This window comes from Pseudonocardia kujensis (genome assembly GCF_021283305.1).
In the GTDB taxonomy this organism is placed as follows: Bacteria; Actinomycetota; Actinomycetes; order Mycobacteriales; family Pseudonocardiaceae; genus Pseudonocardia; species Pseudonocardia kujensis.
This window is the reverse complement of the sequence record NZ_JAJSOK010000019.1, coordinates 1-11,423: the sequence shown is the minus strand read 5'-3', so window position 1 is coordinate 11,423 and position 11,423 is coordinate 1. Positions and strand designations below refer to the sequence as shown.

10 protein-coding genes and 1 riboswitch are annotated in these 11,423 nt (G+C 73.0%); of the genes, 5 read left to right on the top strand and 5 right to left on the bottom strand.

All coding sequences use genetic code 11. From position 1 onward, the window contains the following. Positions 1-70 precede the first annotated feature (70 nt). Positions 71-1,336, bottom strand: coding sequence for a threonine synthase (gene thrC, locus LWC35_RS15470; RefSeq protein ID WP_232870828.1), 1,266 nt, complete (start codon positions 1,334-1,336; stop codon positions 71-73). A gap of 6 nt (positions 1,337-1,342) precedes the next feature. After that, positions 1,343-1,487: riboswitch (SAM riboswitch) on the bottom strand. Between the two features lie 241 nt (positions 1,488-1,728). Here thrC and holA point away from each other — a divergent pair. Further along, positions 1,729-2,697, top strand: a complete 969-nt coding sequence (gene holA / locus LWC35_RS15465; RefSeq protein WP_232870827.1) for a DNA polymerase III subunit delta — start codon at positions 1,729-1,731, stop codon at positions 2,695-2,697. A gap of 415 nt (positions 2,698-3,112) precedes the next feature. Here holA and rpsT read toward each other — a convergent pair whose 3' ends face one another. Further along, the gene (rpsT, locus tag LWC35_RS15460) at positions 3,113-3,379 is read right to left on the bottom strand and encodes a 30S ribosomal protein S20 (RefSeq protein ID WP_232870826.1); all 267 of its coding nucleotides are present in this window, start codon (positions 3,377-3,379) and stop codon (positions 3,113-3,115) included. A gap of 302 nt (positions 3,380-3,681) precedes the next feature. Between rpsT and LWC35_RS15455 the strand changes: the two genes are divergently transcribed. From LWC35_RS15455 to LWC35_RS15445, 3 genes are read left to right on the top strand one after another with little or no spacing between them, the layout of a single operon-like run. Next, positions 3,682-5,457, top strand: coding sequence for a circularly permuted type 2 ATP-grasp protein (locus tag LWC35_RS15455; protein WP_372463052.1), 1,776 nt, complete (start codon positions 3,682-3,684; stop codon positions 5,455-5,457). After that, positions 5,457-6,401, top strand: coding sequence for an alpha-E domain-containing protein (locus LWC35_RS15450; protein WP_232870825.1), 945 nt, complete (start codon positions 5,457-5,459; stop codon positions 6,399-6,401). Before LWC35_RS15455 ends, LWC35_RS15450 begins: the two co-directional genes overlap by 1 nt. Before the next feature lie 2 nt (positions 6,402-6,403). After that, a complete protein-coding gene (locus LWC35_RS15445; protein WP_232870824.1) occupies positions 6,404-7,246 on the top strand; it encodes a transglutaminase family protein in 843 nt (280 codons plus the stop codon). Between the two features lie 85 nt (positions 7,247-7,331). Here LWC35_RS15445 and LWC35_RS15440 read toward each other — a convergent pair whose 3' ends face one another. Further along, positions 7,332-8,771: a DHA2 family efflux MFS transporter permease subunit gene (locus LWC35_RS15440; protein WP_232870823.1), complete on the bottom strand. Its 1,440-nt coding sequence runs from the start codon at positions 8,769-8,771 to the stop codon at positions 7,332-7,334. 156 nt (positions 8,772-8,927) lie between these two features. Between LWC35_RS15440 and LWC35_RS15435 the strand changes: the two genes are divergently transcribed. Continuing rightward, positions 8,928-9,680 (top strand): alpha/beta fold hydrolase, encoded by a 753-nt coding sequence (locus LWC35_RS15435; RefSeq protein ID WP_232870822.1) that lies wholly within the window; start codon positions 8,928-8,930, stop codon positions 9,678-9,680. On the opposite strand, the gene cynS is transcribed toward LWC35_RS15435, so the two are convergent. Together cynS and LWC35_RS15425 are read right to left on the bottom strand one after the other, a co-directional pair. Further along, positions 9,681-10,145: a cyanase gene (cynS, locus tag LWC35_RS15430; RefSeq protein WP_232870821.1), complete on the bottom strand. Its 465-nt coding sequence runs from the start codon at positions 10,143-10,145 to the stop codon at positions 9,681-9,683. 113 nt (positions 10,146-10,258) lie between these two features. Then, a complete protein-coding gene (locus tag LWC35_RS15425; protein WP_232870820.1) occupies positions 10,259-11,332 on the bottom strand; it encodes a glycosyltransferase family 9 protein in 1,074 nt (357 codons plus the stop codon). Positions 11,333-11,423: the final 91 nt, after the last annotated feature.

Here is an 11,423-nt window from a genome sequence, read left to right as displayed (position 1 = left end):
GGCCTCCGTACCGACGACGAGCCCGGGGGAACGCGTCCCCCGGGCCCGGTCGTGGTGTCGACGTGCGGGCTCAGCGGCCCTCGAGCGCCTCGCGCACCGCCTTGCTGGTCGCCGGCACGGTCGCGGTCGGACGGGCGTGGGCGGCCACGGCATCGAGCGTCTTGAGGCCGTCGCCGGTGATCAGCAGGACGGTCTCGGCGTCGGGGTCGATCTTGCCGGCCTCGATCAGCTTCTTCGCGGTCGCGACCGTCACGCCACCCGCGGTCTCGGCGAACACGCCCTCGGTGCGGGCGAGCAGGCGGATGCCCTCCACGACCTCCTCGTCGGACACGTGACCGACGGCGCCGCCGGTGCGGCGCACGGAGTCGAGGACGTAGGGGCCGTCGGCGGGGTTGCCGATCGCCAGCGAGCGGGCGATGGTGTCCGGCCGGACGGGCTGGATCACGTCGTGACCCTGCTCGAAGGCCGAGGCGACGGGCGAGCAGCCGGTGGCCTGCGCGCCGAAGATCGTGTACGGCTTCTCGTCGACGAGGCCGAGCTTCACGAACTCGCCGAAGCCCTTGTCGACCTTGGTCAGCTGCGAGCCGGAGGCGACGGGGACGACGATCTGGTCGGGCAGTCGCCAGCCCAGCTGCTCGGCGACCTCGTAGCCCAGGGTCTTGGAGCCCTCGGCGTAGTAGGGGCGGACGTTGACGTTCACGAACGCCCACTCCTCGTGCTCCGCCGCGAGCTCCGTGGCGAGCCGGTTCACGTCGTCGTAGTTGCCGTCGACGGCGAGGAGGGTGCCGCCGTAGACGGCGGTGGTGGTGATCTTCGCCTGCTCGAGGGAGGAGGGGATCAGCACGACCGAGTCCCACCCGGCGCGCGCCGCCGCGGCGGCGACCGCGTTGGCCAGGTTGCCGGTGGAGGGGCAGCAGAGGACGGAGAAGCCCAGCTCGCGCGCGGCGGCGAGGGCGACGGCGACGACCCGGTCCTTGAAGGAGTGCGTCGGGTTGCCGGTGTCGTCCTTCACCCAGAGCTTGCGCACGCCGAGCTCGGCGGCGAGCCGGTCCGCCTGGATGAGGCGGGTGAACCCGGGCTCGGTGTTGGGGAAGGCCTGCACGTTCGCCGGGACCGGGAGGAGGTCCTTGTAGCGCCAGATCGACTTGGGGCCGGACTCGATCGACTCCCGGGTGACCTGCGGGAAGTCGTAGGCGATCTCGAGCGGGCCGAAACACTGCGGACAGGCGAACTCCGCGGCCAGCGGCGTCTGGTGGCCGCACTCGCGACACGACAGGGCACGAGCGGAGCCGAGGTCGATGGAGGTGCTGGCAGGCGTGTCTGCAGTGAGAGTCATCAGATCTCCTCATCTGTCCCGCTGGCGCGGGCCGGAATTGGCACCTGGTCCGTCGACGTGCAGGCACCCAGCGGTGCACTGCGCGGATCGTCGTTCGACGCCGGTTGCCGGGGCTTCGTCGGGCCGTTCCCTCTGCCCCTCTGGATGAGCCATATGCGGTTGTGCCGGGCAGGCTTCGTGCGCACAGCCTTCGTGCGCAGAACCAGGCACGGCGACCGGATCGGTCCGGATGACACGCACGTTACGGCACCGGGACCGGTCCCGGCCAGCCGGATCCGTCATGTGGGAGGCGTGTCACGGATCGTCGGTGCCGTGCGCGACGATGGTCCGTGGGCCCGCCGAGGTCGGGCCCGGTGCGGGGCACCGCCCGACGCGCGAGAGGAGCTCGGCCCATGCCGGCCACGAAGCCGCCCGCCCCCGTGCAGCTCGTCGTGGGCGAGGAGGAGCTGCTGGTCGAGCGGGCCGTGAGCGAGATCCTGCGCGCCGCACGGGCGGTCGACCCGGAGGCCGACATCCGCCGGTTCCGCCCCGCCGAGCTCACCCCGGGCGAGCTGGTCGGGCACCTGAGCCCCTCGCTGTTCGCGGAGGGCCGGGTCGTGGTGATCCAGGGGGCGCACGAGGCGGGCAAGGACCTGGTGGCCGCGATCATGGCCTACGTGGCCGAGCCTGCCGACGGAATCGTGCTGGTCGCGGTGCATGCGGGCGGCGCCCGGGGCAAACAGCTGGCCGACGACCTGCGCAAGGCGGGCGCGGCCGTCACCAGGTGCGACCGGCTGACCCGGGCCGAGGAGCGCGCCGACTTCGTCCGTGCCGAGGTGCGGCGGGCCGGCGGGTCGATCACCGCCGAGGCCGTCGGCGTGCTGCTCGAGGCGGTCGGGTCGGACCTGCGCGAGCTGGCGTCGGCCACGAACCAGCTGGTCTCCGACACCGGCGGGCAGGTCGACGGCCAGGCGGTGCGGCGGTACCACCGCGGCCGGGCCGAGTCGTCGGGCTTCGCGGTCGCGGACAAGGCCGTCGCGGGGGACCGGGCGGGTGCGCTGGAGGCGTTGCGCTGGGCGCTCGTGCTGGGGGTGGCGCCGGTCCTGGTCGCCGACGCCCTGGCCGACGCCGTGCGCACGCTGGCCAAGGTCGGCGCAGCGGGACGGGGGGACCCGAACCGGCTGGCGGGGAGCCTCGGCATGCCGCCCTGGAAGATCCGCAAGGCGCAGGGCCAGGTGCGGGCCTGGCGTCCGGCCGGCCTGGCCACGGCGATCGCCGCGACCGCGCAGGTCAACGCGGACGTCAAGGGTGCGGCCGCCGACGCGGGCTACGCCCTCGAACGCGCGGTCCTCGCCGTCGTCGACGCCCGCGGCACCGGCTGAGCGCCGCCCCTCCCACGCGTTGTGGATCCCTAACGCTCTGAGCGCCGTCTTTCCCACGCGTTATGGATCCCTAACGCTCTGAGCGCCGTCCCTCCCACGCGTTGTGGATCCCTAACGCTCTGAGCGCCGTCCCTCCCACGCGTTGTGGATCCCTAACGCTCTGAGCGCCGCCCCTTGGACGCGTTATGGATCCATAACGCTCTGAGCGCCGTCCCTTGGACGCGTTATGGATCCATATCGCTGTGAGTGGCGTCCACGGGTGTTCCTCCAGCGCGTGAGGGAGCGCCGTAGCGCACGCGACACGCCGAGAACGCGTCGACGGCCCTGCCCCACGGGAAAGGGCAGAGCCGTCGACGGGAACGCTCGACCGGGCGGGCGAGGGAGCCTCAGCGGGCGCGCGACGGCGCCCGGAACATCACGCGCTGATCTTGGCAGCGCGCTTGGCGATCGCCGACTTGCGGTTGGCGGCCTGGTTCTTGTGGATCACGCCCTTGCTGGCGGCCTTGTCCAAGGCACGGGCGGCGGCGCGCTGCAGCTCGACGGCCTTCTCGGTCTCGCCGGCCTCGGCGGCCTCGCGGAACTTGCGGATGGCGGTCTTGACCGACGACTTGACCGCCTTGTTGCGCTGACGGGCCTTCTCGTTGGTCTTGACCCGCTTGATCTGGGACTTGATGTTCGCCACGCTGGTGTGCCTCGAGTCTTCCTGGTGCTGGTACGTATCGGGGGGCTCTGGCGACCCCGACCGGTTCTCCACCGATGCGAGCGAGCACGCCGAGCACTCGGTCGTCCATGCTACAACCCGGCGCGGACGGCTCTGCACGGGCCCGCGCTCCGCGGGCCGGCGGAGCCAGGACCGCACAGGCCGGGCCCGCGCGGCGGCGGAACGCGCCGTCCTCCGTACGGCTCGCGCCGCTCGCGTCCGTAACGCGGACGTAGCACCGCTCCGTCTGGCTCCGGCCAGGGGGAACGGTCAAGATGACCCCCGTGAGCCGAGCAGTGGACCGCAGACCAGCACGAGCGGGCGGCAAGCCCACGGACGACGGAGCCGCTGCCACGGACGGGTCGACCGCGCCGAGCACGAACGGGGCCGGCCGGGCGGGCGGGTCCGCCCTGTTCGACGGCTATCTGGAGCCGGACCGACCGAACCCCGACGCGTTCGACGAGATGTTCAACGCCGACGGCAGCGTCCGCGCCCCCTACCGGCACCTGCATGACGCGATCGCCCCCACCGCGGCCGCGGACCTGGCGGCACGCTCGGAGGCGCTCGACCGGGCCTACATGGACCAGGGCATCACGTTCAGCCTCTCGGGCAAGGAGCGCCCGTTCCCGCTGGACATCGTGCCGCGGGTGATCAGCGCGAGCGAGTGGAGCCGGCTGCAGCGCGGGATCGTGCAGCGGGTGAAGGCACTCGAGGCCTTCCTCGCCGACGTCTACAACGACGCCCAGATCGTCCGCGACGGCGTGCTCCCGCGCCGTCTGATCACCAGCTGCGAGCACTTCAAGCGCGCGGCGCACCTGCTCAACCCGCCCAACGGGGTGCGCATCCATGTCGCCGGCATCGACCTGGTCCGCGACCAGGAGGGCACGTTCCGGGTGTTGGAGGACAACCTCCGCAACCCCTCCGGGGTGTCCTACGTGATGGAGAACCGCCGCACCATGGCGCGGGTCTTCCCCGACCTGTTCACGCGCCAGCGGGTCCGCGCGGTCGCCGACTACGCGACCCACCTGCTGCACGCCCTGCGCGCGGCCGCGGCGCCCAACGTCGCCGACCCGACGGTCGTCGTGCTCACCCCGGGCGTCTACAACTCCGCCTACTTCGAGCACTCGCTGCTCGCCCGCCAGATGGGCGTCGAGCTCGTGGAGGGCCGGGACCTCTTCTGCCGCGACAACGTCCTCTACATGCGCACGACCGAGGGCGAGCAGCAGGTCGACGTCGTCTACCGGCGGATCGACGACGACTTCCTCGACCCCCTCCAGTTCACGCCGACCAGCGTCCTCGGCGTCGCCGGGATCATGAACGCCGCGCGCGCCGGCAACGTCGTGATCGCCAACGCGGTCGGCAACGGGGTGGGGGACGACAAGCTCGTCTACACCTACGTCCCGCAGATGATCAGGTACTACCTCGACGAGAAGCCCCTCCTCCCGAACGTCACGACCTTCCGGTGCTGGCTGGACGAGGAGCGCGGCCACGTCCTCGACGCGCTCGACGAGCTGGTGCTCAAGCCGGTCGAGGGCTCGGGCGGCTACGGCATCCTGTTCGGCCCGAACGCCACGGCCGCCGAGCTGCAGAAGGCGCGCAAGGCGATCCGGGACGACCCGCGCGGCTGGATCGCCCAGCCCGTCGTCCAGCTGTCCACCGTGCCGACGAAGGTCGACGACCGGCTGGTGCCGCGGCACGTCGACCTGCGGCCCTTCGCGGTCAACGACGGCGAGGACGTCTTCGTGCTGCCCGGCGGCCTCACCCGGGTGGCCCTGCCGAAGGGCAGCCTGGTGGTCAACTCCAGCCAGGGCGGTGGCTCGAAGGACACCTGGGTGCTGGCGGCGAGCCGCTCGAGCGAGGCCGAGCGCGAGCTGGGGGAGCGGGGGATCGCCTCGGCGGCCCCGGCGCGCGGGCCGGCCGCCGAGCACGGCCCGGAGCTGAGCCTCGGCCAGCAACAACAACAGCAGCAACAGCAGCAGCGACAACAGCGACAACAGGTGCAGGAGCTCGGCGGGATGCGCCAGGAACAGGTGCCGTTCCGGACGGAGGTCCGGCGCTGATGCTCGCCCGCAACGCCGAGTCGCTCTACTGGATCGGCCGCTACGTCGAGCGCGCCGACGACACCGCCCGGATCCTCGACGTCTCCGTCCACCAGCTGCTCGAGGACGCCACGATCGACGTCGACGCGGTGGCCCGCCGGCTGCTCGGCGTGATGGGCGTCGATCCCGGCACGGACGAGCCGCTCGACGCCTTCTCGCTCACCGAGGTGCTCGGCTACTCGGCCGACACGCCGGGCTCGATCGTCTCCTCGATCTCCAGCGCCCGGGAGAACGCCCGCGGCGCCCGCGAGGTCGTGTCGTCGGAGATGTTCGAGTGCCTCAACGCCACGTGGAACGCGCTGCCCGAGCGGCAGCGGTACGCGCGGTGGGTGGGGCCGCACGCCTTCTTCAGCTACATCGAGGACCGGGCGGCGATGTTCTCGGGGCTCGCCGCCTCGACGATGAGCCGCGACGACTCGTGGCGCTTCTACCTGCTCGGCCGCTCGGTGGAGCGGGTCGACATGGTGGTGCGGCTGCTGCTGTCCCGTGTGTCGGACCGGATGAGCTCGCCGGGCTGGCTGTCGGTGCTGCGCTCGGCCGGCGCCCAGGACACCTACCTGCGCACCTACCGCGGCGCCGTCGACGCCGTGCGGGTCGCCCAGTTCATGCTGATGGACCGGCTCTTCCCGCGGTCGGTCTTCTCCTCCCTGCGCGAGGCGGAGACCTGCCTGCAGCAGCTCGACCAGCGGCCGACGGTCCGCGTCGGCGCGAAGGCCGAGGCGCTGCGGCTACTCGGCCGGGCCCGCAGCGAGCTGGAGTTCCTCCGGCCCGAGGAGCTGCTCGACGACCTGCCCGCCCAGCTGCTGTCCCTGCAGGAGACGATCCAGAAGGTCGGCGAGGCCGTCTCGCTGCAGTTCTTCCACGCCGCCCCGTGGGTCGCGTGGACCGCGCCGGAGGTGGTCTGACGATGGGCTGGCGCATCCGCGTGGTGCACGAGACGGGCTACAAGTACAGCTCGCCGGTGCACGAGACCTACAACGAGGTGCGGCTGACCCCGCGCAGCGACTCCCACCAGAACGTGATCGTCAGCCGCGTCGAGACGGTGCCCGCGACCCGCGCGTACCGCTACGAGGACTACTGGGGCACGCAGGTCACGGCGTTCGACCTGCACGCGCCGCACACGGAGCTGCTGGTCACCGGGACCTCCGTGGTCGAGACCGGCGAGGCCGCGGAGCCGGTACGCGACGCGACGTGGGAGGACCTGGCGTCGGAGGCCGTACGGGACCGCTACACCGAGATGCTCGAGTTCACCGAGTACGTCGGGCGGGACGCCGAGCTGGCCCGGATCGCGAAGAACCTCAAGCGGGGCAAGGACCCGGTCGACGCCGCGCTCGCCGCCTGCGAACGGGTCCGCGAGACGATGACCTACCAGGCCGGGACGACGGGGGTGCACACCTCGGCCACCGAGGCCTGGCAGGCGGGCAAGGGTGTCTGCCAGGACTACGCGCACCTCACCCTGGTCCTGTTGCGCGAGATGGGGATCCCGGCCCGGTACGTGTCGGGCTACCTGCTGCCGCGCCAGGAGGTCGAGGTCGGCGAGACGGTGTCCGGGCAGTCGCACGCCTGGATCGAGGCCCGCACCGGCGGCTGGTGGGGCTTCGACCCGACCAACGGCATCCCGATCGGGCACCGGCACGTGTGGGTCGCGGTCGGCCGCGACTACGCCGACGTCTCGCCGCTCAAGGGCATCTACTCCGGCGGCTCCGCCGAGGCGCTCGACGTGTCGGTGCACATGACCCGGCTGGCCTGACCGTTCGTGCCGGGTGCCTGGCGGGCACCCGGCACGATCGACGGTGGGCCGCCCGCGCCGCCGAGTACAGAGCCGCGCGGCCCGCTCAGACGGCGGCGGGCGCCTGCTCGGGGGTCTGCTTCCTCCCGCCGACGAGCAGCGACACCGGCACGGCGACCGTCGCGATGATCGCGGCGCAGAGGAAGGCCGCACGCGCGCCCGTGGCGTCGGCCGCCACGTCCGGCGTGGTGGCGAAGACGACCATCAGCGTGACGAAGAGCGCGGTGCCGGCCGCCCCGGCGACCTGCTGCAGCGTGGCCAGGATGGCGCTGCCGTAGGAGTCCAGCGAGCCGGGCAGCTTGCCGAGCGCATCCGTCATCAGCGGCGTGAACATGAACGACAGCCCGACGACCAGGACGACGTGCAGCCCGACCAGCGCGAGCACCGGCGTCGTCTCGCCGACGGTGGTGAAGCCCCACAGCGACAGGGCGAGCGCGACGGTCCCTGGGACCACCAGCGGCCGCGCGCCCACCTTGTCGTAGAGCCGACCGACGAACGGGCCGAGCAGACCCATGACCAGGCCGCCCGGCAGCACGGCGAGGCCGGTCACGAACGCCGAGACCCGCAGTACGTCCTGCATGAACAGCGGCAGCAGGATGAGCGCGCCGAACAGCGACATCATGCCGAGGATCACGAGCACCAGCGGCACCGTGAACGAGCGGTACCCGAGGGGGCGCAGGTCGAGCAACGCCGACCCGGTGCGCTGCAGGCGGAGCTGACGCGCCACGAACAGCGCCAGCGCGACGACCCCGACGACGATCGGGAGCCACGGCGGCACGTGGGCCTCGCCGCGGGCCGACTCGCCGATCGTCGACAGGCCGAAGACCAGCCCGCCGAACGCGAGCGCGGACAGCACCACCGACAGCCAGTCCAGCGGGATCGCGCGCGTCTCGCCGTCGAGCTTCAGCCACACGGCCCCGGCCGCCAGCGCGAGCAGGGCGATCGGCAGCACGATCAGGAACATCCACCGCCAGCTCAACGCGGACAGGATGATGCCGGAGATGGTCGGGCCGATGGCCGGCGCGACGGCGATGACCAGGCTGATCGCCCCCATCTTCGCGCCGCGGTTCTCGGCCGGGACGAGCCGGATCACCGAGGTCATCAGCAGGGGCACCATCACCGCTGTCCCGAGGGCCTGGACCACGCGCCCCGTCAGCAGCACGCCGAATCCGGGCGCGACCGCGGAGATCAGCGTGCCGAGGCTGAACAGCGACATCGAGGTGAGGTAGACGGTGCGGGGGGTCAGCCGCTGCAGCAGGTAGCCGGTGATCGGGATGACCACCGACATCGTGAGCAGGAAGCCGGACGTCAGCCACTGGGCCGTACCCACCGTGATACCGAGGTCGGTGACCAGGACGGGCAGGGCCACGCTCATGATCGTCTCGTTGAGGATCATGACGAACGCGGAGCCCACCAGCAGCCAGATCACCGTGGAGGCGGCGCGGGGCACCGCGACGGAGCCGGGGGGTGCGTCGGGCGCGGTCATGCGGGGTTCTCCGATCGGGGGACGGCACACGTGGATCTCACGTACGGATGGACGCTATCCGGACACGAAGCTCATCGGCCACGCGGTTTCGCGGTCCGCGGACGGCGCGCGGGCGACCGTCCCGGAACTGTCGGGGGCTGCTCGTAGGGTGCCCCCATGACCGTCGTCCTGGTGCACGGCAACCCCGAGACGCCCGCGGTGTGGGACCTGCTCGTCCCCCACCTGACCCGCGGGCCCGTGGTGCGGCTCGCCCCGCCCGGGTTCGGCGCGCCCGTCCCGGACGGCTTCGGCGCCACCGTGCTCGAGTACCGGGACTGGCTGGTCGGCGAGCTGGAGCCGATCGCGGCGGCCGAGGGCCCCGTCGACCTCGTGGGGCACGACTGGGGCGGCGGGCACGTGCTGAACGTCGCGATGGCCCGACCGGACCTGCTGCGCAGCTGGGTGTCGGACGTCGTCGGCATCTTCGACCCGGGCTACGTGTGGCACGAGCTCGCCCAGGTCTGGCAGCAGGAGGGCGCGGGCGAGGAGGCGGTCGCGGCGATGCTGGCGGCCGGCCCGGAGGCCCGGGCCGCGCGGCTGACCGGGTTCGGGATGGACGCCCGGGTGGCCGAGCGGGTCGGGGTCGCGTTCGACGCGGCGATGGCCGACTCGATCCTGCGGCTCTACCGCTCGGCCGCACAGCCGGTCCTGGCGGACCTGGGCGCGGACCTGGAGAAGGCCACCGCGCGCCCCGGGCTCGCCCTCGTGCCGAGCGAGGACCACATGGTCGGCACGGAGGAGCAGCGGCGCCGGGCGGCCGCCCGCGCCGGGGCCCGCGTGGAGGTGCTCGCGGGGCTCGGGCACTGGTGGATGACGCAGGACCCCGAGCGCGGTGCCGCGGTGCTCGACCGGTTCTGGGTGGAGGTGTGATCACCAGACCCGGTACGGCAGGAACTTCCCGTTGAGCGTGATCTGCACGCGGTCGCCCTTGGGGTCCTCGACGCGCCTCAGGTCCAGCTCGAAGTCGATCGCGCTCACGATGCCGTCGCCGAACTCCTCACGGACCAGCTCGGAGATCGTGGCGCCGTAGACCTGCACGACCTCGGTGAGTCGGTAGACCAGCGGGTCCGTGGTGTCGACGGCCGCGGCCCCACGCACCGGGGGCAGGGTCAGGGCGTCGACGACCTCGTCGGTCAGGTCCAGCAGCGACCCGGCGGCCTCGGCCTGTGCGCGGCTCAGCGTCTGCTGCCCCAGCAGCGCCGACGTCGTCCACTCCACGGACTTCCCGACGGTCTCGGCGATCTTGTCCCAGCGCAGGCCGAGCTTCTTCTTGGCGGCCAGGACGGCGCGGGCCGCCTCGGCGCGGTCGGGGGTGGGCAGCGGGGTGACGGGCACGGACGGCCTCCTCGTGGCGGGCGGGCGGCACGGCGTCGGGCCGGGTCCGGCCCATGCTTCCGCAGCCCACCGCGTGTGGCCAGGGGGAGGACGAACGGAGACGGAGATCGCGCCTACGCCGGGAGCAGCGCGAGCGCCGCCTCCTGGACCTCCGGCACCTCGACGCCCGCGAGCACCGTGGCCTCGTGCCCGCAGCTGCGGCCGAGGTACGGGTCGCCGCAGACCGCGCAGCGGCTCTCCCAGTCGACCACCACCCGGTGCCGGGCCCGGAACAGCGGGCTGACGTCGATGAGGTTGGCCCGGGTGAACACCCCGACGGTCGGGGTGCCGACCGCCTCGGCGATGTGCCGTGGGCCGGAGTCGTTGCCGACCAGGAGGTCCGCCCGCTCGAGCACACCCACCAGGCCGTTCAGGTCCAGCGTGCCCACGAGGTCGAGGACGGGCGCGTCGCCGAGGCCGGCGCGGACCTGCTCGCCGAGCTCGAGGTCGCCCTTGCCGCCGACGACCGCGACGCAGGCGCCACGCCGCTCCGCCAGCGCGCGGCCGACCTGCCCGAGGCGCTCGGGCGGCCACTGCCGGCCGACGTCGGTGGCGCCCGGGTGCAGCACGACGAGGGGGCCGTGCAGGGCAGGGAGGGCGACGTCGGCCGCCGCGCGGTCCGCCCCGGTCACGGCGAGCTCGGGCCGCAACGCGACCGGGCGCGCCCCGACGAGGTCCACGACCTCGAGCCAGCGCAGGACGTCGTGCTGGAAGGACGTCCACGGGATCGTCCGGGTCAGGGCGGGTGCGTCCGCGGCACGGCTGCCGGCGGTCACGCGGGCGCCGAACCGCAGCAGCAGCGGGTTCGCGTTGGCACCGCCACCGTGGAGCTGCACGGCGAGATCGAACTCCCGAGCCCGCATCGCCGCGCAGAACTCCTCGACGACCTCGGGGGGGTGGTCGGGCGCTCCGCCGACCTCGCCGCGCACCCCCGACACCCGCGGGGCCTCGAGCACCTCGTCGACGGGGAACGGGCGCCCGCGCAGCAGCTCGGCCACCGGCGCCGAGGTCGCGAGGGTGATCGAGGCGTCGGGGTAGGCGGCCCGCAGGGCCGCGAGGGCGGGCTGGGCGACGAGGGCGTCGCCGAGGCCGTTGGCACGGAGCACGGCGATCCGCCGTACCCCGGGGAGCAGACCATGATCGGGCACGGCGGAGGGGTGCCCGCTCGGGCGTGCGGCACACCTCGGCCGGGTGGCGCGGGGTGACGGGGGAGCGCCGGGACTCCTACGGTGAGCGTCG

Coding starts and splice junctions, on each gene's coding strand:
- LWC35_RS15435 (WP_232870822.1), top strand. CDS start 8,928: ATGACCGTCGTCCTGGTGCACGGCAACCCCGAGACGCCCGCGGTGTGG.
- holA (WP_232870827.1), top strand. CDS start 1,729: ATGCCGGCCACGAAGCCGCCCGCCCCCGTGCAGCTCGTCGTGGGCGAG.
- LWC35_RS15440 (WP_232870823.1), bottom strand. CDS start 8,771: ATGACCGCGCCCGACGCACCCCCCGGCTCCGTCGCGGTGCCCCGCGCC.
- thrC (WP_232870828.1), bottom strand. CDS start 1,336: ATGACTCTCACTGCAGACACGCCTGCCAGCACCTCCATCGACCTCGGC.
- LWC35_RS15450 (WP_232870825.1), top strand. CDS start 5,457: ATGCTCGCCCGCAACGCCGAGTCGCTCTACTGGATCGGCCGCTACGTC.
- LWC35_RS15445 (WP_232870824.1), top strand. CDS start 6,404: ATGGGCTGGCGCATCCGCGTGGTGCACGAGACGGGCTACAAGTACAGC.